Source organism: Pseudomonas sp. RIT623 (assembly GCF_004519305.1).
GTDB lineage: Bacteria > Pseudomonadota > Gammaproteobacteria > Pseudomonadales > Pseudomonadaceae > Aquipseudomonas.
Genome location: NZ_SOZA01000034.1, coordinates 31,093 through 53,655 on the forward strand (window position 1 = coordinate 31,093; position 22,563 = coordinate 53,655).

Below are 22,563 nucleotides of genomic sequence, written 5' to 3' on the forward strand. Positions count from 1 at the left end.
TGGCTCAACATCGTCACGACCGCGCCGATACAGGAACTATCGCTTCCGACTTCAGGCCTATGACCCGCAACGAACGTTCTTCCTTCGATGACCCGCCGCCCGCTCCGGGCAAGTTGCGTCGTACGCTCTATCGCTTGCTGCCGGTAGGTTTCGCGGTGATCGGCATTGGCCTGTCGGTGGTGCTTGGGCACCTGGACGCCCGGCGCGCCGAGAGCGAGCAGGTCGCCAACCTCGCCGCGCGGCTGTCCGGGCTGCGCAGCGCGCTGGAGGCGCAGCTGCGGGCATCGTTCGCCGAAGCCGAGGGTATTGCCCAACTGATCAGCACCGACGGCAGCATCAGCATCGACCACTTCCATGGCATGGCCCGCGATGCGTTGGATTCGGTGCCGTACATGCACCACATCGCCCTGGCACCCGCCGATGTGATCCGCGATGTTTACCCGCTGCAAGGCAACGAGCAGATCATCGGCCTGAACTACCGCCGCCTGCCCGACCAGTTCCCGTTGCTGGCCGTTGCCCGTGACAGTGGCCAGCCAGTGCTGGCTGGGCCGCTGCAGCTGTACCAGGGGGGCCGGGCGCTGGTGTACCGGCGCCCGGTGTTCATCAGCGCCAAGCGTGGGGTCAAGCTGTACTGGGGCAATATCTCGATCGTCGCCGATATCGACCGGCTGCTGCTGGCCGCCGGCCTGCGCCCGGAGACTGGCTTCGAGCTGGCGGTGCGCGGCAGCGATGGCAAGGGCGCCGAGGGTAGCTTGATCTGGGGCGACCCGCAGTTGTTCGACGACCCGCAGGTGACACTCGATGTCGAGGTGCCGGGAGGCGTCTGGCAACTGGTGGCCGCGCCACATGGCGGCTGGGCGCAGCTGAACCTGTTCGGTTCGCCGCTGTTCCTGTTCGCCCTGACCAGCACTGGCTTGTTCAGCCTGTTCGTGGCCCAGCTCAATCGCAAGCAGCGTCAGCTCGAGCAGCGCAACCGCGAGTTGCGCCAGTACCAGGCCCAGCTCGAGCGCCTGGCCCATTACGACACCATCACCGGGCTGCCCAACCGCGTGCTGTTCCAGCAGCAACTGGGCGAGGCGATCGGGCACGGCCATGGCCTGGCCGTGCTGATGCTGGATATCGACGGTTTCAAGCAGGTCAACGACAGCCTTGGCCACCCCATGGGCGATCTGTTGTTGCAGCAGGCCACCGCGCGCTTCTTGCAGGAGCTGGATAGCCAGGACCAGGTCTGCCGCGTGGGCGGCGACGAGTTCGTGTTCATGCTGCAGGGCACCCAGGGCCAGGTGAACCACCAGATCCGTGCTTTGCTGCGCAGTCTGCAGCGGCCCTTCGACCTCAATGGCAACGCCGCGCTGGTCACCGGCAGCATCGGCCTGGCCTGGTGTCCGCAGCATGGCGAAGACCCCGACAGCCTGCTGCGCCATGCCGACACGGCCATGTACGCGGCCAAGGAAAGCGGCCGGGACGCCTGGCGGCCCTATCACCCGGACATGACCGCGCGACTGCAGCAGCGCCTGGAGCTGGAGCGTAATCTGCGCCGGGCCCTGGAGCACAACGAGTTCGAACTGTGGTACCAGCCCAAGGTGGACCTGTTCAGTGGCCGCCTGGAAGGCATCGAGGCGCTGCTGCGCTGGCGTGATCCGGAACATGGCCTGGTTTCGCCAGGCGAGTTCATCCCGTTGGCCGAGCGCACCGGGCTGATCATTCCCCTTGGCGAGCGGGTGCTGGAGTTGGCCTGCGCCCAGTTGGCCGCCTGGCGCGACGGCGAGGGAGTGCCGGGGCCGCTGGCGATCAACGTCGCCGCCTTGCAGATCGAGCGCAGCGACTATGTCACCAGCCTGGCCTCGGCACTGGAGCGCCATGGCCTGGCGGCCAGCCTGCTGGAAGTGGAAATCACCGAAAGCCTGCTGATGGAGAGCCAGCAGCAGGCCTGCGCGGTGCTGGCCCAGTTGCGGGCGATGGGCGTGGCCACGGCGGTGGACGACTTCGGTACCGGCTATTCGTCGCTGGCCTACCTGCGGGCGTTGCCTATCGATCACTTGAAGATCGACCGCGCGTTCATCAAGGACCTGCCGGGTGATGACGACGCGATCGCCGTGGCCCGGGCGATCATCGACCTGGGGCATGCCCTGGGTTTTCGCATTACCGGTGAGGGCATCGAGACCCAGGAGCAGTACGACTTTCTGCGCAACGCCGGGTGTGACCAGGGGCAGGGCTTCCTGCTTGGCCGGCCGATGCCGGCGCAGGCCTTGCAGCGCTGGTTGCGGGAAAACCAGGAGCGCCAGCGGCATCCGCTGCGCTGACTTTTGCAGCGAGGGCGAGGGCGCTGCAAGGGACGTGGCGGGCCCCTGGTGGCCTTGATGCGGTCCTTTCCCTACAGCACCGGCGCACGCTGCACCAGGCTGGTATAGCTGACCCGCGGTCGGTCGCCCAGGCGCTGCTCGATCAGCGCCTTGAGCGATTCTCCGCAGGCCAGGTAGGCGTCGCCGAAGTCCTGGCTGCCCAGGGCACTGGGGTGGGCCACCACCTCCAGCACGCCATGGGCCGGCGCCAGGCCCGCGCGCACATCGGCCGGGGTGCATACATGGTCGGCGGTGACCCCGCACAATCGGTGCAGGCGCCGGTTGAGCAAGGTCTTGAACAGCCGTTTCAGCGGACCGATGTTGTGGCCGATGTTGCGCGCCAGGCGGATTGGCACGCCTTGGTCGCGGGCGAAGCGGGCGACCACCTCGCCGACCGGCCAGATATTGTGCACATGCTGGTGTGAATCCAGGTGGCTGGGCATCAGGCCATGGTCCAGGCAGTGCTTCCACTGCGCCTCCAGCTCCTGCTCGACCGCGGCCCGCTCGCGCCGCGACAGGCGCAGGGTACGCTGTTTCAGGCGCAGGTCGAACTCGCCGTGGGGCGTGCAGAACCGCGGTTCGGCAAGGATGGCTCGGCTTAGCGGCCGGCCGTAGGTAAGGTTGAAGTGCAGCCCCACCCGGCCCTTGAGCGCCGGCTGCTGGGCCAGCGCGCAGGCGGCGGCGAACGCGGGCATGTTGGCCATGGCCGTGGCCGAGCTGATCAGCCCGGCCTGGAAGGCATGCAGGATCACCGCGTTGGTGTGGGCGCTGAGGCCGAAGTCGTCAGCGTTGACTATGACCTGGGACGGCATCGGGGTGCTCCTGTGGTGGGGTTGGGGCAAGGGTGGTCGGTGTACTGGCGGTCTTGCGCAGGCGCGGCTTGAGCCACTGCCAGGTGCGTTGCGCCAGGCCCAGCAGCAGGCCGTCGGGGCGCCAGCTGTAGCTGCTCAGGCGCCAGTGTTCGAGGTGGCCGGTCTGGCGTTCGTGGAGCTGGTGGCTGGAATTGTTCAGGCTGACCCGCGAGGCGTCGACCCACTTCCAGTCCTGGTCCAGCCCCCAGTGAATCCACTCCTCGAGCAGCACGCGGCCACTGCCCAGGTCGCGGTGTTCGGGCGCGAAGGCGAGGTTGTAGTCGTACACCCGGCCGCGTTCGAGCAGGCCCAGGCGGTAGCTGATGCAGCGTCCGTCCAGTTCCAGCAGTACCAGGCAGACCAGGCCCTCGGCGGCCAGGGCGGTGAACGCCTGGTACATCCATTGGCGCTGCAGCTCGCCCGAGAAGATACCGACCTCGTCGTCGCCTTTCCAACTGGCCGCCTCGACGGCGCTGATGGCGTCGAGCAGTGCGCCGATGCTCTCGGGCGTGGCGATGACCCGTCGGACCTGGGCACCACAGGCGCCGATGCGCTTGCGCGCGCGGCGCAGTTTGTAGCGCGGATCGCCGCCGATTTCCTGGCGATCGCCTTCGTTGATGCGGTGCACCGGCACACGGCAGCTCAGGCGCTGCTGCCAGGTGGAGCTGGCCGCAGCCCATTGGCGCAGCCAACCATCGGTCTCGGGGTGGTCCGGCACTTCGCTCAGTTGCAGCAGGGCATGCGGCAACTGCTTGCGGATGGCCTGCAGTACCTGCTCGGCATACAGCGCAGGCAGGTCGATGAGCAGGGCGATGCGGTCGCTCAGCGGGTGGCCGAGGTGGCGCACCACCGGGGCGAACAGCGGGCCGAAGGGTTCGCGGCAGCGAATCAGCGGCAGGCACAGGCACAGGCGTTGATCCTGGTAGCCGAGCAGCACTTGCAGCTGCTGGGCGGGCGCCAGCGCGGCCTCGGCGGCGCGCAGCCAGCCGAGGTGGTTGAACGGCGTGCTGGCAGGCAGGCGCTTGCGCAGCGCCTCGTACTCGCCGGCGGGGAAGTCGTGGCTGCGCAACGACGCGCACCACTTCAGCACCAGGCTCACCGGCTCAACTCGCGGTGGCCGCAGAGGCTTGCGGCTCCGGCTTGCGCAACGGTTCCAGGCGCGACTCGCTGTAGCGGCTTTCGCGGAAGAACTTCCAGCGACCGAACAGGCAATACACGTTCATGATCCGTCCTTGTTCCTGGTAACCCATGCGCAGGTGCAACTTGAGCGCCGGGATGTTGTGCTGTTCGCAGACATCCACCACCTTGGTGCAGCCCTGGGCGGCCATGGCTTTCCACAGCGCCAGTTGCAGGTCCACCGACAGCTCGGTGCCCCAATATTTGCGGATCAGCTCGCCACCGAACTCGAAGAACTCGCCAGGCCCGACCGGGAACCAGCAACCATAGTAGTGGCGATCATGGTAGTGGCGGTTGCTGCCCCAGATGAACGCCACTGCATCGTTGTCGTCGTCGAGGAACATCAGCCCGGTATGGCCCTCGGCCGCCAGCTCGCGCATGGTTTCGACGCGATCGCCGAAATGCCGGGCAAAGGCCTGCGTGTTATGCACGCTGATGGCCTCGACACGCAGCGCGCCGTAGGGTTTCAGGCGATGCGGCGGCACCGGGCTGACCAGGTCGCGCTCCATCCACAACAGTTGCCAGTGGTAGAAAACGTAGTGCCGCCAGGCGCTACCGAGGGTATTGCGCAGTCCTTTGCGCTTGATGCGCTCCTGGAGCTTGGTCAAAGCACTCATGGTGCCTCCTGTACGTGGCAGGTCGAGATGCGTCTCATGACGCGTTCCAGGTCAGGGCAAACACGGTCTGCCCTGGCAATTGAAAACTTAGCTGGCCGTCGCGGCAGTCGTAGTGGCCGCGGTGGCTCTGGTTGTCGGGGCCGAACAGTTCCAGCTGGCCGGCAGGGCAGTTGCCCAGGGCGAGCGCGACCTGCTGCAGGCGCTCGGCCTTGTTCACTCCCAGCAGGCTGCGTTGGCGTTGGCGGGCCATGGCCAGGGCGTCGACTTCGAAGGCATCGTTGTCCAGCGCCAGCACCTGGTCCAGCCAGTGGCGCTGGATGAACTGCTGGGCCAGGCCCACCGGCTTGAGTTCGTAGCGCTGGCCGCCGGTGTCGCGCAGCATGCCCTTGGGCCACTCGGGCTCGTCGGCGACGTGGAACCAGTTGAGCATGTCGAGCAGGCCGTCGCTGGCGGCGTTGATCACCACCGAGGTCCACCACAGGCCGGCGTAGTGGCTGTCCTGCTCGTAAGGGCTCAGGCTCGAGCCGCTGGACAGGTTGGTCTGGTCCAGCAGCAGCGCCTTGCGCGGCCGGCCCTGGCCATCCAGGCCGACCAGCGCGGCGGCCTGACGCACGCTGTCGCGGTAGCTGCGGGTGGCGAGCAGGTCGCGGACCATCCACTCGTGCCAGGCCAGCGCGTCGATCTGCGCGCCTTGCTCGGCGAGCAGGCGCCGCGCCCAGTCGATGCCACGGCGTTGCTTGCCGTCCTCGGCGAAGGGGCCGCCGGTGAAGCGCGACGAGGCGGGCATGGCGATGCGTACCCCGGCCTGGTGGGCGCCGGGGTAGTCGCGCACGCGCTTGGCCATGGCCTGGAAGAAATCCCGATAGCTGGCGTAGTCGCGGTAGTTGAGGTTGGGTTCGTCGGCGAAGGCCAGGTAGTGCAGGCCCTGGCCGCCAAGGGCCTTGGTCGCCTCCAGCCAGGCGCCGAGGGCGTCGTGGCTGGTGCGGTCGCTGCGCAGGTCGGCCACCCGGGCGCTGCCGGCCAGCAGGGTGATGTCCTGGCGGATGCCGAAGCGTTGCTGATAGAGCTTGCGCCAGGCGTTCTCGAAATCGGGCTGGCGTTGCAGCACATCGACGAAGCTGTAGTAGCCGGCAGCCTGGGGGCGCAGCGCATCGAGGGCGGCGAAACTTGAGGGTGGTGGCAGCACGTAGGGCAAGGCCACCCCCAGCTTCGGCGTGGGGCCGAGGACTTTGTTGGCCAGCTTCAGGCGCACCTGGCCGGGTGCCTGCGGCAGGTCGCCGAGGTCTTCGGCGCGCTGGGTGAACAGGTTGGCGCTGCCATCGAGCCAGAACGCCGCCTTGCCGCTGCCTTGCAAGGACAGGCGCCAGGTTTCGTCGTGGTTGCTGGTCGGCAGCGCCTGCTGGTCGAAACGCCAGTAGGCAGGGTAGGGCTTGAGCGCCAGCTGGACGCGCCGACCATCGCCCAGTCGCTCGGCGAACAGGCCATGCACGCCGCCGTGATGCTTGCCGGCCAGGATCGCCTGTTCGCCAGCCTTGACCCGGAAGTACAGGGTTACCCTGGGGCCGACTTCGGCGCTGAAATGCACCTTGGGCGGGGCGAACAGCGCGCGGGTGCTGTCGGCGTGCTGGATGCGGTAGTCGCGAAAGCTGTAGCCGGGAACTTCCAGGCGGTAGGGGCCCAGCCCCGGTGCCAGTGGCCAGCTTTGCGCGCCGCGGACTTCCTCGGCGCTGATGGGCCGTTCGCCGACCAGGCGGCCCTTGCCGTCGAGCAGGAACAGCCGCTCGGCGTTGGCGTCGGCCTGCCAGGCTGGGCGCCACTGGATGCGCACTTGGTCGTCGCGGCTTGGCAGCAGGTACAAGCTGCCATCGCGAATCTCCCCCCATTGCAGCGGCGCCGCCGGCAGCACGGGCGAGAGCAGCAGGGCGAGCAGCAGCAGGGCCCTCATGCCGCCCTCCGTTGCAGCATCTGGCGTAGCGGCGCCAAGTCGCTGGGCAGGATGATCAGCGTGTGCGCCGCTGGCACGCCGCTCAGGCGGCAGTACAGCACCAGCATGGCCACGGTCACCGCCAGGTAGGCGATCGAGGAAGCCGCCGCCGCGCCGACGATGCCCCAGGTCGGGATTAGCAGCACATTGAGCAGCAGGTTCAAGGCGGCCCCCGCACCCATCAGCAGCGACACCGTGCCGGGGCGGTTCTTGCCCAGCAGGTCCAGGCGCAGGATGCTCGCATAGCACAGCCCCAGCAGCCCGGGCAGCAGGGCCAGCAAGGCCGGGTAGGCCGGCGCGTAGTCGGCGCCGAACAGGGTGACGATCAGCCATTGGCCGATCAGCGCCATGCCCAGGCAGGCGCCGAGCATCACCGTGGCGGTCAGGCGCAGGGCCAGCGGGGTCAGGCGTTCCATGCCGGCATCCTGTTGCAGCAGGCGTTTCATCAGCGGCGTGGTGACGGCCTCGGGGACGATCAGCAGCAGCTCGGCGGCGGCGCTGGCCATGGCGTAGTGGCCCAGGGCGGTGCTGCCGAGCAGGGCGCCGATGAACAGGTAGTCCGAGCGCAGGATCAGTTGCTGGAACAACAGGTCCGGGTGGCTCTTGGCGCTGTAGGCCAACAGCTCGCGCTGGCCGCCGCGGTCCCAGCGCAGGCGCAGGCGATGCTGGCGGCCGAGCCACCACAGGCCCAGCACCACCACCAGGGCGATGCCGACCAGCCAACTGATCAGCGCGGCTTCCAGGGCCTGCTCGCGCCACATCCAGAACAACCCGAGGAACAGCAGCAGTGGCGCCAGCGACTCGGCCAGGCGCAGGGCATTGAAGGCTCCGACACCGCCGCTGGCGTTGTGCAGGGTCAGCAGGCCGCTCTTGAGCACGGTCATCGGTACCGCCAGCAGCAACAGCCAGGCCAGCAGGCCCAGTTGCACGGTCACCGCCAGGTCGGCTCCGAACTGGCGCACCAGCACGACACACAGCAGGGTCAGCAGCCCGGCCAGCAGGCTGCCGTAGACCAGCACCTGGGTCAGCAGCAGGCCCAGGTCGCGCTGCTTGGCCGCCTGGTAGCCCACCGCGCTGTTCAGGCCGCCGCTGGTGGCGGCGCTGATCAGGTCGGGCAGGGTGCTGAGCAGGGCGAACAGCCCGCGTTCGCTGGGGCCGAGGATGCGCGCCAGGAGCACGTTGCGCAGCAGGCGCAGGGCGATCATCGCAAGCTTGGTGCCCATGCTCAGCGCCAGGTGGCGCAGGTAGCTGTTGCGGTTCATCAGCGGTCTCCGCGACTGATGCGCCAGGCCAGCAGCGAGGGCCGGCTGGCATTGCGCTGGCTGACGCCGATGCGCGGCAGGGCCAGCGGGTCGTCATGGCCCTGGCAGATACCCGGGCGGGTGCTCAGGGCGTAGGGGTAGCGATGCGCGGCGACCTGGGCGCGCACGCGTTCGTCGTGGTCGCCGTTGGGGTAGCAGTACACCGGCAGCGGTGCGCGGCAGCCTTCGTTGAGTGCCGCATGGCTGCGGGTCAGCTCTTCCTTGAGGCGATGGTCGTCCAGGTAGGGCAGCAGGGCATGGCTGGCGCCATGCGGGCCGAAGCGCACCAGGCCGGAGTCCTCCAGGGCGCGCACCTGCTGCCAGTCCATGGCCTGGGGCAGCGATTCCGTCGGGCAGGCGTCGGTCAGTACGTGCAGGGCCTGGGGGCTGAGGCTCTTGAGGGTCTGCAGGTAGCGCGCCAGTACCAGGCTGCGGGCCTTGCTGTGGTCGTGCATGAAGTAGGCTGCCGGCAACGGCCGGCCGAGTTTGCGCAGGCGTTCGATCAGTTGCCGCCGTGCCTCCTCGCCATGGCTGCCCCACAAGGTCTCGCCGACGCTTTCCCACCAGAAGCGCTGGCGGCTGCCGATGTAGTCGGTGGACAGGAAGATGCTCGCCGGCACCTGGTGGCGCTGCAGCAGGGGGAAGGCGTTGACGGCGTTGTCGCGCCAGCCGTCGTCGAAGGTCAGGGCGACCTTGGGGCGGCTGTCGCCGCGTGGCTCCTCGTGGCTCTGCAGCAGGTCCATGAGGCTGACGCAATCGAAATGCCGGGGCAGCCAGCGCAGCAAGCCTTCGAAGGCCCGGGGGCCGACGCACAGTTCGTTGCGGTGGGGCAGCGCGGCGCTGGCGTCATCGGCCAGCACCCGGTGCAGCATGAGGATCACCCCGGCGCCACGCAGCTCGGCGCGTCCGCGTGGCGAGTTGAAATAGAACCAGCCGCTGGCCTGCTTGATATGGGTCTTGATCGGCATGTCCGTCGCTCATCGATTCTGGTCGGGGTTCCATTGGCTGTAGCTGTGCCCGCGCAGGAATTGCCACAGGCCCACGCTCATGCCGGCGAGGGTGACCAGCACGAAGGCGGCCAGGCGGAACGGGCGCGGCAGGCGTCGCTGGGCATCGAGCAGGCCGGCGATGGCGGCGGCGTAGCCGAGCAGTTGCAAGGCCAGGGTCAGGCGGTAGAAGCCGGGTTCGGCGGCCAGCCACAGGTTGGCCAGCAGCAGCGGCAGCAGCAGCACCGGGGCCAGGCGCCGGATCAGCTTGTGGCTGATCAGGGCGATGGCGTACAGGCCGTGGCGCGCCGGGTTGAGCAGCTCGCGGCGGGCGGCCAGGCTCAACAGGCCGCCGACGGTGACGCGCTGGCGGCGGCGGAACTGCTTGTCGGCCTCGTCCACGCCCTGGTCCAGCACCACCGCCTCGGGTACATAGACGATGCGCAGGCCGGCGGCTGGTGCGCAGGTGCTGATGAAGAAGTCGTCGTTGACCTGTTTCGGGATCGGCTGGTACAGCGCGCGGCGCAGGGCCAGCAGGGCGCCGTCGGCCGAGACCATGCAGCCGGTTCGGTTCTCCACCTTGCGCACCCAGGCCTCATAGTGGCGGTACAGGCTGTCGCCGATGCTCAGGCCCTTGCCCGGATCGGGGATGATCATATGCCCGGCGCTGCCGCCGACATCGGCGTCGGCGAAAGGCGCCAGCAGCAGGCCGAGGGTGTCGGTCGACCACTGGTTGTCGGCGTCGGTGAACACCAGCAGGTCACCCGTGCACACTTGCACGGCGCTGTTCAACGCACCGGCCTTGCCCAGGCGTGGCAGGTCCAGCACCTGCACCCGTGGGTCGCCCAGGCTGCGGGCCAAGGCCACGGTGCGATCGCTGGAGCCGTCGCTGGCCACCACCACCTGCAGCTCGGCGGCTGCATAGTCCTGGCCGAGCACGCTGGCAAGCTTGGCTTCGATATGCCGCTCTTCGTTGTGCGCGGCGATCACCACGCTCACCCGCTGCGGCGGCAATGGTGAATGCGTGCGACGGGCAAAGAACGGCGCGGCCAGGGTCAGCAGCAGGGGATAGCCGACCCAGGCATATAGCGGCAGCAACAGGCATAGCCAGAAAATGAACTCAGCCACGGGCGGGCCTCCTTGCGGTGCGGTTGAACAGGCTGAGGATGAAGGCCGCGCCGGCCAGGTGCAGGCGCAGCCAGTGCAGGCCCCAGAGCTGCAGCGTGAGCAGCGGGTCGCGGTGCCTGCGGCTCTGGCGCAGGCTCAGGAGCAGCGCGGGCAGGGCGCTGACCAGCAGGAAGAACAGGGCAACATGCGGGAAACCGTCGAGCAGCGCCGACAGGGCCATGGCGTCCAGTACCCAGGCGCCCACCGAGAGCATCGGGAACCGCAGCAGGCGCAGGCTCACGCCATGGCTGCGCAGCAATTGCAGGTGGCTGCCCTGGCGCCACATCTCCTTGCCCAGCCATTCGCGCCAGTTGGCTTCATAGCCCCAGTGCAGCACCGCCGGTTCGCGCAGTACGCGAAGGCGCGCGCCGGCTTCATGCAGGCGCAGGGTGAAGTCCTTGTCCTCGCCGGTGCGCAGGCGTTCGTCGAAGCCGCCAACCTGTTCGAACCAACTGCGCCGCATCAACAGGTTGGGGGTGGGCAGCCAGGTGCAGTCCTGCACCGTCTGGCCGGTGCGCAAGGTGCGCCGTTGCCAGGCCTGGGCGAACCACGGCGCATGGCGTGGGGTGTCGCAGTCCAGGGCGAAGACATCGCCTTCGCCACGGCGCTGCAGGTCTAGCAGCAGGTCCAGCCAGTGCTCCGGGACTTCGATGTCGGCATCGAGGAAGGCCAGCCAGTCGCCTTGGCTGGCGTTTACGCCGGCATTGCGCAGGGCGCCGATGGCCACGCCCGGCACGCTCAGCACCTGGGCGCCGTGAGCGCGGGCGATCGCCGGGCCGTCGTCGCTGGAGCCGTTGTCCACCACGATCAGCTCGCACGCCAGCCCCGCCGCGCTGGCCGAGCACCGGGCGGCGTCGAGGGTGCGGCCGATATGGCGGGTTTCGTTGAACATCGGGATGACGATACTCACCCGGCTCATCGGGCCACCTCCACCGGCTGCTGCTCACGCGCCTGGCCAAGCAGCACGCTGGACAGCGCCAGCATCAGCCACAGGTACTTGTGGCTCGGCGCGCTGAGGAACATCAGGAACAGGCCGATGGCGAGCATGCTCATGGTCAGGTGGGTCATCAGGTCGGCGCGGTCCGGGTCGCCGGCCGCGCGGAAGGCGGCGCGCGCCTGCCAGAAATTGCGCAGGGCCAGCACGATCATGCCGACGAACAGCAGCCCCGCCGGCAGGCCGACTTCGCTGAACAGTTCCAGGTAGGTGTTGTGGGCCCGCCGGTAGAGGTCGGTGGTCTTGCTGTTGACCGGGGCGAAGGCCTTGGAGAAGCCGGTATCTGCGTAATGCAGCGGGAAGGTGCCGGGCCCGGTGCCGAGCAGCGGGCTGTGGCTGATCATTTCCTTGCCCACCACCAGGTAGGAGGCGCGCCGTCCCAGCGACTCGTCCTGGTGCGCGTTGACCCCAGACTTGAGCAGCATCAGCGACTGGATGCGCTCGGCGTAGCCGGCGGGCATCAAGGCGATGCCCAGGGGCAGGACGATGGCCAGGCCGAGCATGGCGAAGCCTAGGTGGCGCGGGCGGATGCGCGTCAGCTGTTCGCGGTAGTTGTGCAGCACGATGCCCAGGCTGATCAGCAGCACCACCAGCCCCGAGCGCGACTCGGTCTTGGTCATGCCCACCAGCAGCAACAGGCAGCAACCGGCCCAGAACAGCTTGACCGGGATCTGCCGCGCCTTGATCGCCAGCCACAGCCCCAAGGGCATGGCGATGGTGATCAGCAGGGCGAAGGCGTTGGGATCGAGCATGGCCGAGGCGCGGCCCTGCTCCTGGTACTTGGTGGAGAAGATCGCGAACAGACAGGTAACGCATACGCTGACGGTGATCAGCCGCGCCAGCAGCGGTAGGTTGAGGTCGCGACCGACCAGCAAGGTAATGACGAACACCACCAGGCCCACCAGCAGCTCACGCAGGTGCCCGCCCGACAGGGCCAGGTCGTCGCTGGCCCACAGGCTCAGCAGGTACAGGGCCATGAACGGCAGCAGCAGGCGCCATTGATTGCTGCGCAGGCGCTCGCCGGGGAGTTGGCGCACTGCCAGTTGCAGGCTGAGGATCAGCACCAGGCCGATGCCCACCAGCTTGGCGCCGGACACCAGGCCGTCCTTGAGCAGCCCTTCCAGCGGCACCAGGGTGGCGATCGCCAGCAGGCCCCAGGCCGGCTTGCGGTACAACACCAGCACGCCGGCCAGGCCGATCACGCCGCCGGGCGCCAGGAACGGGTAGGGGCTGGCCAGCAGACCCAGGCTCAGCAAGGCCACCAGGGCCACCAGCGACAGGGGAATGATCATGCGACAACCTCCTCGGCCGTGCCCCGGTACACCTGGGCCCAGCGTTGTGCCAGGGTCGGCAGGTGGTAGCGTTGACGTTGAGTCTGGCGCGCCCGGGCGACCAGTTCGCCGGCCTGCTCGGGGTCTTGCAGCAGCGCTTCGAGATGTTCACCCAGCTCGGTCGTGGCCAAGGGCCGGGCGAGCAAGCCGTTGTGGCCGTGCTCGATCACGTCGGGGATGCCGCCGACACCGAAGGCCACCACCGGCACACCATCCTGCATGGCTTCGAGCAGGATCATCGGCGTGCCTTCGGTGCGCGAGCTGATGACCAGGGCATCCAGGCGTTTCATCCAGCCGCGCATGTCGCGCTGGAAGCCCGGCAGGGTAATGCGCTCGCCCAGGCCGGCAGCGTCGATGCGTTGTTGCAGGGCTTCGCGCTCAGGGCCTTCGCCAAGCATCACGGCGTGGACCCGCGGTTGGCGCTGACACACCGGGATCAGGGTGTCGAGGAACAGGTCGGGGCCTTTTTCGCTGGACAGTCGGCCAACGTAGGCGGCGAGCCAGGGAGCGGCGCCTGGCTGTGCCGCGCCCACGCCATCCTTTGCCTGCGCTTCACAGATCTCAGGCAGTCCGTTGGGAATCACCTGCAGCTTGGCCGCTGGCACCCCGGCATCGCGGTGGATACGGGCAATGCTCTCGGCTACGCACACCACCGTGTCCACCGTCGGCGTGCGGCACAACTGCAGGCTCAGCCAAGTGTAGAAGCGTTGCTTGCGGCTGCGCGGGGTGAAGCCGTGCTGGGTGCTGACCATCGGCAGGCGCCACAGGGTGGCGCCGACCCAGCCAAACAGCTGGCCCTTGAAATTATGGCTGTTGACCAGCGGCCGCTGGCCGCGCTGCGCACCCAGCACCTTGAGCACCGCCAGTAGCCCATGGCAGGTTTCGCAGGCAACGCCAGCCTCGCGAAAACGCGCCACCAGCTCTGCCGGGGCATCGAGGAACAGCACCCGATGCTGGCCCGGCATGGCCTGGCAGTGGTCCAGGAGCATGCGTTCGGCGCCGTAGAACCCGCCACTGCTGAGCAGATGCAGGATCGGCCGCCCGCAGGCCCGCAGCGCCGCGTTCAATTGCGCACCCAGTGCCACAGGCGTGGCAGCGACCAGGTCTTGTGCGGGTTGGACAGGGCCGGGGTCTGGTCGTTGATCACCAGCAGCACCGGCAAGCCCAACTCGTGACCAATCTGCGCCGGATGCTTGAAGCGGTGGTCGAAGAACTCCTTGACATAGACCACGGCGATGGCCAGCAGCAAGCCGGTGATCAGGCCGAATGGAATGATCAGGCCGGGTTTCGGGAAGCTCGCCGCGGTGGGCTCGTAGGGGGCGCTGAGGACGCGCGCGTTGGACTGGCTGCCGTCGAGCAGGCCCTGGCCACGGCTTTCCTCGTAGCGCTGGGCGTAGGTGGAGAAGGCCTTGTGCAGGGCATCGATCTCGGTGTCCAGCTGGCGGGTCTTGCTCTGGGTCTCGCGCAACTGGAGGATGCGCTTGCTGTAGTCGGCGATGCGCTGGGTCTTCTGCTCGATCACCTGTTGGGTCACGGCCAGGTCCTGCTGGCGTTCACGGATGCGGTTCTCGACGATCTTGAGGAACTGCGCGCGCAACTGGGCGATCTGCTGGCGGGCCATGACCATCTGGTCTGAGCCTGGCTGGAACACCGTGGCGTCACCGTTGTAGCGGGCCAGCTGGGTGGTCAGCTGTTCGCCGAGCTGCTTGATCTCGCGGTCCTCGAAGGCGACGTTGTCGACCGTGGTGGTGAAGGTGTAGGGGAACGCATAGTCGGCCAGCTTCGCCTTGTTGGCCGCGGCCAGGCTGCTTTGCAGGTAGTCCAGCCACTTCTGGTTCTGCAACTGGCGGTCACGTTGCAGGTTGAGCGCCTGCTCCTCGGTGTTGATGGCGTTGAGGCGGAAGGTGATCTCCTCTTTCGGGTCCGACGAGCCGATGGCGGTCAGCAGGCCCAGGCGCTGGCTTTCCAGGTCACCCAGGCGGGCCTGGTAGTGCAGCTTCTTCTGCTCGTAGAAGGTTTCGGGCAGCTCGTTGGATTGCAGATCCTGGCGGTTGGTCAGGAAGTTCTCCAGCAGGCGACTGACGAACAGCGTGCCAAGCTTGGGGTCGGCGGCGCTGTAGGTGATCGAGATCACGTTGGAGCCGGGTAGGGTCTCGACCTTGAGGTCTTTCACGGCCTGGTCGGTGAGGGCGTCCAGCTGGGTGTCGCGGTCATCGGCCACGGCGTTGCCGAACAGCCGGTGCAGCGGCTCGATGATGCTGTGGCGCAGCGGGTCGAGCAGCATGCGCCGCAGCAGCCCAGGCTCGTCGGGGTAGTGGCCTTCCTTGCGCAGCTCACCCAGGGTCTGGCGGATCAGGGTGGGCGAGCGCAGGATATTGCTTTCGGTCTCCATATCGGCCAGCGACGGCGGGATGAACTGGTCGGCCTGCTGCGACAGGGCCGAGGAGGTGTCGCTCTGCGAGAGTTTCTTCGACTGCACGATGACTTCGGCGGTGACGTCGTAGCTCTGCTTGAGCACCAGCGGCAGCAGCACGGCGATCAGCGCGAACACCAGGAACACCCGTTTCACCAACTGGCGATTGGCGAAGAAGATGCGGAAGAACTCATGCACATAGTTTTCTTTCGGTTGCGTGATCATGGTTCGTCCCCCGCTCAGTCGTTGCTTTCTTTGTTGTCGACGCGGTAGCTGAAACTGAAGCCAAAGCCCTGGAACAGCACCACGTCGGCCAGTTGCCGGGACAGCTCGGCGGCGCTGGCCAGGGTGGTCTTGGGCACGTAGAGCATGTCTTCGGGTTGCAGGTAGGCCAGTTGTTGGCTACCGCCGGAGAGCGCTTTGTCGACGTCGTAGTGCTTGGCGTGCACGGTGTTGCCTTCGCGGCGCATGATCACCACCGAGCCGAGCTTGGCCTTGAGGGTCGGGCCGCGGGCCAGGGTCAGCGCCTCGAGCACCGAGATCGGCCGGCGGATCTGGAAGGCGCCGGGTTGGCCGACCTCGCCGAGCACATAGATCTCGTTGGCGGCGGTGGACTTGAGCAGTACGTCCACGCTCATGCGCCCCGGGAGGCTGGCGTAGCGCTGGTTGAGATAGTCGCGCAGCTGGTTGACGGTCATGCCTTGCAGCGGCACCGAGCCGATTTCCGGGAAGGTGGCGCGGCCGTCGTTGCCCACGGTGATGTCGCGGCTCATGCCGGTACCGGGGTGGGTCAGGGCGTTCTTCAGGTTGATCTCGTCGGTCATCGGGCTGAGCACGCGCACGGTGACCTGGTCGCGGTTGGGCTTGAACACCCGCTTGTCCTGGTAGGCCTGGCGGATCGCGCCTTCAGCCTCGGCGGGGGTCATGCCTTCCACACGTACCGCGGCGTTGGTGCTGGGCAGGGTGATGCTGCCGTCGGGCTGCACCAACTGGTTGCCGTTCAGGCCGCTGGCGGCCATGAAGTTCAGGTCCAGAGTGTCGCCGGACTGGATGCGGTACACCCCGGCCGAGCGGTTGCTGACATGGAAGATCACCTCCAGCACGTCCTGCGGACGCAGCACCTGCTCGCGGCGGGCAACTTCGGTGGCCTGGCTTTCGGCGGGCGGCGCGGTGAGGATCTGCACCGGCATCTCGCGGTCGTCCTGGCTGGCGCAGCCGGCCACGGCCAGCAGGCACAGGGCAATCGATGGGTATCTCATGGCATTCATCCTGTGCGGCCTCTCAAAGATTTTCGTACAGCCACTTGGGCATGTAGTACTTGCGCTTGTTGAACACGCTGCCGATCAGCCGCGCGCCGGCCTGGGTCAGGCGCTGGGCGGCGGCCTGGGCTACTTCCCAGCGGGTTTCCTCGGCGCTGACCACCAGAATCACGCCGTCGACCAGGGTGCCGATCACCAGGCTGTCGGCGCTGGCGTAGATGGCCTCGCCGTCGATCACCACGAAGCGGTACTGGTTGCTCAGCTGGTGCAGCAGCACGCGCAGTTGCTCAGGGTCCAGGCGGTCGCGGCCACGCTTCCAGGTACCGGCCGGAAGCAGGTCGAACGGCTGGTCGGACAAGCGCACGATGCAGTCCTGAGCCAGGGGTGGGGTGTCCTGGTCGAACAACAGGTCGCTGTAGCCACGCAACTTGGCCAGGCCCAGTTGCTGGCTGAGGCCGCCGGAACTGAGGCTGGCGTCGATCAGCAGCACGTTGCCGGCGCTCATCACCGCCAGTTGGCCGGCAAAGGCCAGGGCGCTGGTGCTGGTGCCACTGCCGGTGTTGGCCGCGGTCAGCAGCAGGGTGCGCTGGTCGAGGTCGAGCACGGTGGCGGTCAGGTTGGTCTCGCTTGGGGTCGCGATTGTCAGGCTTCTTGAGGATGAACCGTCCATCTCAGCTTGCTCCGTGGCCAGTGAAGACTTTGAACGGGGTCTTGAGCAGGATCTTCAGGTCCAGCATCAGGCTCTGTTCGTTGATGTAGCTCAGATCGAGCTCTACACGTTGGTCGAAGTCGATGTCGCTGCGCCCGGAGATCTGCCACAGGCCGGTCATGCCGGGGTAGATCGACAGCCGCGCCAGGTGGTTGTCGTGGTAGCGGTAGGCGTTGAACGAAGTGGGACGCGGGCCGACCAGGCGCATGTCGCCGGTGACCACGTTGATCAGGTTGGGCAGCTCGTCGAGGCTGCTGCGGCGTAGCCAGCCGCCCACCGAGGTGATGCGCGGGTCCTTGTCGATCTTGAAATCGATGGCGTCGGCGCCGTGCTTGTTGAGGTGACGTACCGAGTCCTTCAGCGCCTCGGCGTTGGCCACCATGGTGCGGAACTTGTACATGCCGAACAGCCGGCCTCGGTAGCCGGTGCGCTTTTGCACGAAGAACACTGGGCCCGGGCTGGAGCGCTTGATCAGCACCGCCAGCACCAGGAACGCTGGCGACAGCAGCAGCAGCAGGACCAGCGCGGCCAGGCACGACAGCACGCGGTTGGTCCGCGACAAGGTCCAGGGCCGACCGCCGGCACGGCCGCTGATCCAACCGCGGCCCTGCATGTGGATGGCCGCGTCGATGCGCTGGCGGTGCGCCGGGTCCATGCGCTTGTCCTGGTACAGCGCCTGTAATTGCGCGCTTTTCGGTTGTCCTGTCATATCGCCCTCCGTTGATTTGGCTGCTCGCCCGTGGGCGCCGCTTCGCTGGCGGCGGGCGAGTAGTAGCTCTTGAACCAGGCGACGAAGCGCCCGAGCCCTTCATCAAGGCCTATTTGTGGGGTGAATCCGGTGACCCGAGCCAGGGCGCTGGCATCGGCGCAGGTGGCCAGCACGTCGCCCGGCTGCAGGGGCAGCAGCTCGATCACTGCCTTGCGCCGCAGGTGTTTTTCCAGCAGCGCCAGGTAGTCGAGCAGCTCCACCGGGCGTTGCCCGCCGATGTTGTACAGGCGCCAGGGTGCGTTGCTGCTGGCCGGGTCGGGGTTGAGCGGGTCCCACTGCGGGTCGCCGACCGGGGGCCTGGGGATCAGTCGCACCAGGCTCTCGACGATGTCGTCGATGTAGGTGAAGTCACGCTGATGGCGGCCATGGTTGAACAGCTGGATCGGTCGCCCTTCGCTGATCGCGCTGGCGAACTGCATCGGCGACATGTCCGGACGCCCCCAGGGGCCGTACACGGTAAAAAAGCGCAGGCCGCTGCAAGGGATGCCGTAGAGGTGGCTGTAGCTATGGGCCATGGCCTCGTTGGCCTTCTTGGTGGCGGCGTACAGCGACAGCGGATGGTCCACGGCATCCTCGACCCGATACGGGGTTCGCTGGTTCGCGCCATAGACCGAGCTGGACGAGGCGTACAGCAGGTGGCGAACCGGGTGGTGGCGGCAGCCTTCGAGAATGTTGAGGAAACCGGCGAGGTTGCTGTCCAGGTAGGCCTGGGGGTTCTGCAGTGAATAGCGCACCCCGGCCTGGGCGGCCAGGTGCACCACCACCTCGGGGCGCTCGCTGGCGAACAGCCTGGCCATGCCATCGCGCTCGCCCAGGTCCAGGCTGTGCAGCGGGAAGTCGCCGGCGCTCTGGCGGACCCAGTGCACGCGGGCGTGCTTGAGCGACGGCGGGTAATAGTCGTTGAAGTTGTCCAGCCCTACCACTTGGTGGCCGTCGAGCAGCAGTCGGCGGCAGGTATGGGCACCGATGAAACCGGCCGCGCCGGTGACCAGCACCTTCATGGCGCATCCACCTGCGGGCTGACCTGGCGCAGGCCGATGCCGCTGTAATGCAAGCCGTGGGCGGCTACTTGCTCGGGGTTGTACAGGTTGCGGCCATCGACGATCACCCGCGCGCGCAGCTTGCTGGCCAGCAGGGCGAAGTCGACCACGCGGAAGTTCTTCCACTCGGTGCAGATCACCAGGGCATCGGCGTCCTGCAGGGTGTCGTCGCGGGTGGCGCACAGTTGCAGGTCGTCGCGGTAGCCGTACAGCCGCCGACATTCATCCATCGCCTCGGGGTCGTAGGCGCGCACCGTGGCGCCTTCGGCCCACAGCGCTTCCATCAGGTAGCGACTGGGGGCTTCGCGCATGTCGTCGGTGTTGGGCTTGAAGGCCAGCCCCCACAGGGCGATGGACTTGCCGGCCAGGCCCGCCAGGCGTTGCTTGAGCTTGGCGAACAGGATGCGCCGCTGCTGGTCGTTGACCTCATTGACGCTTTGCAGCAGGCGCAGCGGCATGCCGCTATGGGCGGCGGTATGCAGCAGGGCCTTGATGTCCTTGGGGAAGCACGAGCCGCCGAAACCGCAACCGGGGTAGATGAAGTGGTAGCCGATGCGCGGGTCGGAACCGATACCGCGGCGCACGGCCTCGATATCGGCGCCCAGGTGTTCGCTGAGGTTGGCCAGTTCGTTCATGAAGCTGATGCGCGTGGCGAGCATGGCGTTGGCGGCGTACTTGGTCAGTTCGGCGCTGCGGTTGTCCATGAACATCAGTTTTTCGTGGTTGCGGCAGAACGGCGCGTACAGTTCGGCCAACTGGTCATGGGCCAACTCGTCGAGGGTGCCGACGATGATCCGGTCAGGGCGCATGCAATCGGCCAGGGCGCTGCCTTCCTTGAGAAACTCCGGGTTGGACACCACGCGCACCTGCAACTGGCTCTTGCCCAGGCGCTGCAGCTCGTCGCGGGCCAGGGCCATGACCTGGTCGGCGGTACCCACCGGCACCGTGGACTTGATGATCAGGGTGCGGTCGGCCTCCATCAATGCGGCGATCTGCCGGGTGACGTTGAGCACATGGCTGAGGTCGGCCGAGCCATCTTCGTCGGGCGGGGTGCCGACGGCGATGAAAATCAGCCCGGCATGGCTGACCGCGTCGCTGGCCTGGGTACTGAACAGCAGGCGGCCTTCCTTGATGTTGTCCTCGAGCAGATCCGACAGGCCAGGCTCGCTGATCGGCGGCACGCCCTGGCGCAACTGGTTGATCTTGTGGGCATCGACATCCACGCACAGCACGCGGTGGCCGACGTCCGCCAGGGCGGCAGCCTGTACCAGTCCAACATAACCTGTGCCAAAAACGCTCACGTCCATGCGCTGTGCCTCGATGGATGAGTAAGGGAGATGAAACAGTGGTGTGAATTCGGTATAGCTCAGCGCCGGGGATTTGCGTCAAAGCAATGGCATGTTTCGTCTAATTTACAGACCCTAAGTAAACGGGCCATGTGCCACCAACCCTTTTCCAATCCGTGTGTTAGCGAACAAAGCTGCTGGCAATTGGCCGTTTCGTGTCCCGATGAACGGTTAGATGCAGCGGAATAAGCGGGCTGTAGACGATAGGGATAATCATCAGCGACTACTCAGGGGTGCCAGAATCTGGCGTCGGGATATCGTCGGAAAATTGACTTTTTCTCGTTGTGGTTTGTTTCACAGCTGCTACGGTTTGAAGAGCAATCCATGACGGGAGTGACCGGGACATGCGTAGCTGGATCAAGATTTTGCTGCTGCTCATTTACCTGACCAGCTTTCAGGCCTATTACCGCGAGCGCATAGAAGCCTTGGGTATTGGCCTGCCATTGGTGTTGTTCCTGGGGATGTTCGCAATCCTTGTCGTTGCATTGCTGCTGGCGGCGTTGACCCGCCCGGGCTGGTTACGCTGGTTGCTGGCGGCGACGCTGGCGCTGAGCGCGGTGTTCCTCGATGCTTATCACCGGATTACCGATTCGTACCTGACCTATAGCGCGTTCGTGTCCATGGTCTATGCCGGTGGTTTCGTCCAGGAGGCGGTGCAGCAGTACCACTACGCCATAACCTTGGCGGCTGGCCGTGCGTTGCTGCTGCTACTGGGTATTGGCCTGCGTCCCGGACACTGGCCGCGTTTACCGCGCGCGATACCACCGTTGGCACCGGTACTGGGCGTGCTGATCTTGATGGCCGTTCTGTTCGTGCGCGCCGGGGAAGGCGCACGGGGCCTGCCGGTGATGTACACACCGTTGGCTTATTTGGGGCTGTTCGGCTACGAGGCCGTGCACGACCGTGTCGGTCCACGTCAGCCGGTGACGCTGCCGCGTGTCGGGCCGCCCATGGCGCGCGATATCGTGCTGTTGATCGACGAGAGCATCTCGGGCAACTACCTGGACCTGAACACCCGGGCCGGGGTCACCAGCCACTTGGCGCAGGCGCAGCCGGGCGTGGATATCATCAATTTCGGCTACGCCGCCTCGATTGCCAATTGCAGTGCCGATACCAATGTGACCCTGCGCTATGGCGGCACGCGTGACGACTATTTGCGTATCAATACCACCCAGCCGTCGATCTGGCAGTACGCCAAGCAGGCGGGGCTGGGCACGGTGTACATCGACGGCCAGCGCACTGGGGGCAACTTGCAGAACCTGATGACTGAAGCCGAAAAGCGCGATATCGATCAGTTCATTCAGTTCGACGACACGCCGGTGGTACAGCGCGACATGGCGGCGCTGGAACGTTTGGTGGCGCTGCTGGGGGATGGCAAGCCGCAGTTGATCGTGATCAACAAGGTTGGCGCGCACTTTCCGGTGCATGACAAGTACCCGGACGATTTCCTGACGTTCAAGCCGGCCTTGCCTCGTGGGCGCTTCGCGGATGTTGCCGACACCGGCACGCGCGAGGGCTTCGCTGGCAGCCCGCAGGATTGGGTGCTCTATCGCAATGCCTACCAGAACACCTTGCTGTGGAATGTCGGTGAGTTCTTCCGCCGGTTGTTTGCCCAGGCGGATCTCAGCCATGCCGTGGTGCTGTATACCTCTGATCATGGTCAGGATTTGCATGAGCGCGGCAACCCGGGGCTGAACACCCACTGTGACAGCGACCCGGTGCCGGAAGAGGGCGTGGTGCCGTTGGTGGTGATCCAGGGCCAGGGCCTGAAGACCCTCGACTGGCAGGCGCACCTGGCGCAGAACCGCAATGCCTCGAGCCATTACAACTTGTTTCCCACGCTGCTCAAGCTGATGGGCTACGACGGTGTAGCGGTGAGCACATTGTATGGCCGGGCACTGGATATGCCGACGGACGACCCGTTTACCTTCAATGTGCGTTTCAATGCTCGGTTGGGGGCGAAACCGGACTTTCGGCATATAGATTTGGGGCAGGTGGTTACACCGGGTGTCTATATGCCGGTTGGCCGCGCGGATTAACTGCCTTAAAAACGAAGCGCTCTTGCTCTTGCTCTGCTCTTGCTTCTAAACGCGCGGTAGTTCAGGCAACACAAATTGCGACTTCAGGAGGCCGAGCGTAGTTCTTGCGTAGTGGGGCGACGGCCATGGATGGCCGTCGAGCGCTGCGCCCCAGGATGGGGCGTACAGCGCGGTCCCCACGGGAGCAAGAACGGAGCGAGGGAACCCGGAGCGCAGCGGAGGGCCGGATGAATGGAGCG

Annotated in this window: 18 protein-coding genes; 2 read left to right on the plus strand and 16 right to left on the minus strand. The window is 66.6% G+C overall.

Annotated elements, in window-relative coordinates:
• Window positions 1–59: 59 nt before the first annotated feature.
• Entirely contained in the window at window positions 60–2,303 is a 2,244-nt protein-coding gene (locus E3U47_RS19725) for a bifunctional diguanylate cyclase/phosphodiesterase (protein ID WP_134693334.1), read from the plus strand.
• Window positions 2,304–2,374: 71 nt separating this feature from the next.
• Here the strand turns inward: E3U47_RS19725 and E3U47_RS19730 are convergent, their stop codons facing one another.
• The 16 genes from E3U47_RS19730 to E3U47_RS19805 are packed head-to-tail and all read right to left on the minus strand — an operon-like array spanning window position 2,375 to window position 20,246.
• The gene (locus tag E3U47_RS19730; protein ID WP_134693335.1) at window positions 2,375–3,154 is read right to left on the minus strand and encodes a ChbG/HpnK family deacetylase; all 780 of its coding nucleotides are present in this window, start codon (window positions 3,152–3,154) and stop codon (window positions 2,375–2,377) included.
• Window positions 3,126–4,292 carry a GNAT family N-acetyltransferase gene (locus tag E3U47_RS19735; RefSeq protein WP_134693336.1) on the minus strand — a complete coding sequence of 389 codons (1,167 nt, stop codon included), beginning with the start codon at window positions 4,290–4,292 and terminating at the stop codon, window positions 3,126–3,128. The genes E3U47_RS19730 and E3U47_RS19735 overlap by 29 nt, the downstream gene beginning before the upstream one ends.
• A gap of 4 nt (window positions 4,293–4,296) precedes the next feature.
• On the minus strand, window positions 4,297–4,986 hold the full coding sequence (locus E3U47_RS19740) for a GNAT family N-acetyltransferase (protein ID WP_134693337.1): 690 nt from the start codon (window positions 4,984–4,986) through the stop codon (window positions 4,297–4,299).
• A 34-nt stretch (window positions 4,987–5,020) separates the two neighbouring features.
• Window positions 5,021–6,931, minus strand: coding sequence for a hypothetical protein (locus E3U47_RS19745; RefSeq protein WP_134693338.1), 1,911 nt, complete (start codon window positions 6,929–6,931; stop codon window positions 5,021–5,023).
• Complete coding sequence (locus E3U47_RS19750; RefSeq protein WP_134693339.1) at window positions 6,928–8,232, minus strand: oligosaccharide flippase family protein; 1,305 nt, start codon at window positions 8,230–8,232, stop codon at window positions 6,928–6,930. The genes E3U47_RS19745 and E3U47_RS19750 overlap by 4 nt, the downstream gene beginning before the upstream one ends.
• Entirely contained in the window at window positions 8,232–9,239 is a 1,008-nt protein-coding gene (locus E3U47_RS19755) for a polysaccharide deacetylase family protein (RefSeq protein WP_046855789.1), read from the minus strand. Before E3U47_RS19755 ends, E3U47_RS19750 begins: the two co-directional genes overlap by 1 nt.
• A gap of 9 nt (window positions 9,240–9,248) precedes the next feature.
• Window positions 9,249–10,385, minus strand: a complete 1,137-nt coding sequence (locus E3U47_RS19760; RefSeq protein WP_134693340.1) for a glycosyltransferase — start codon at window positions 10,383–10,385, stop codon at window positions 9,249–9,251.
• Window positions 10,378–11,343, minus strand: coding sequence for a glycosyltransferase family 2 protein (locus E3U47_RS19765; protein WP_134693341.1), 966 nt, complete (start codon window positions 11,341–11,343; stop codon window positions 10,378–10,380). The genes E3U47_RS19760 and E3U47_RS19765 overlap by 8 nt, the downstream gene beginning before the upstream one ends.
• On the minus strand, window positions 11,340–12,710 hold the full coding sequence (locus E3U47_RS19770; RefSeq protein WP_134693342.1) for an O-antigen ligase: 1,371 nt from the start codon (window positions 12,708–12,710) through the stop codon (window positions 11,340–11,342). The genes E3U47_RS19765 and E3U47_RS19770 overlap by 4 nt, the downstream gene beginning before the upstream one ends.
• Entirely contained in the window at window positions 12,707–13,816 is a 1,110-nt protein-coding gene (locus E3U47_RS19775) for a glycosyltransferase family 4 protein (RefSeq protein WP_372239532.1), read from the minus strand. Before E3U47_RS19775 ends, E3U47_RS19770 begins: the two co-directional genes overlap by 4 nt.
• Entirely contained in the window at window positions 13,813–15,387 is a 1,575-nt protein-coding gene (locus E3U47_RS19780; RefSeq protein WP_134693343.1) for a Wzz/FepE/Etk N-terminal domain-containing protein, read from the minus strand. Before E3U47_RS19780 ends, E3U47_RS19775 begins: the two co-directional genes overlap by 4 nt.
• Window positions 15,388–15,401: 14 nt before the next feature.
• Complete coding sequence (locus tag E3U47_RS19785; RefSeq protein WP_134693344.1) at window positions 15,402–16,421, minus strand: polysaccharide biosynthesis/export family protein; 1,020 nt, start codon at window positions 16,419–16,421, stop codon at window positions 15,402–15,404.
• A gap of 22 nt (window positions 16,422–16,443) precedes the next feature.
• Window positions 16,444–17,091, minus strand: a complete 648-nt coding sequence (locus tag E3U47_RS19790; RefSeq protein WP_134693345.1) for a CpsD/CapB family tyrosine-protein kinase — start codon at window positions 17,089–17,091, stop codon at window positions 16,444–16,446.
• A 1-nt stretch (window position 17,092) separates the two neighbouring features.
• Complete coding sequence (locus E3U47_RS19795; protein WP_134693346.1) at window positions 17,093–17,839, minus strand: sugar transferase; 747 nt, start codon at window positions 17,837–17,839, stop codon at window positions 17,093–17,095.
• The gene (locus E3U47_RS19800) at window positions 17,836–18,900 is read right to left on the minus strand and encodes an NAD-dependent epimerase (protein ID WP_134693347.1); all 1,065 of its coding nucleotides are present in this window, start codon (window positions 18,898–18,900) and stop codon (window positions 17,836–17,838) included. Before E3U47_RS19800 ends, E3U47_RS19795 begins: the two co-directional genes overlap by 4 nt.
• On the minus strand, window positions 18,897–20,246 hold the full coding sequence (locus tag E3U47_RS19805; RefSeq protein WP_134693348.1) for a UDP-glucose/GDP-mannose dehydrogenase family protein: 1,350 nt from the start codon (window positions 20,244–20,246) through the stop codon (window positions 18,897–18,899). The genes E3U47_RS19800 and E3U47_RS19805 overlap by 4 nt, the downstream gene beginning before the upstream one ends.
• A gap of 383 nt (window positions 20,247–20,629) precedes the next feature.
• Here E3U47_RS19805 and E3U47_RS19810 point away from each other — a divergent pair, with 383 nt between their 5' ends.
• Entirely contained in the window at window positions 20,630–22,324 is a 1,695-nt protein-coding gene (locus E3U47_RS19810; RefSeq protein ID WP_134693349.1) for a sulfatase-like hydrolase/transferase, read from the plus strand.
• Window positions 22,325–22,563: the final 239 nt, after the last annotated feature.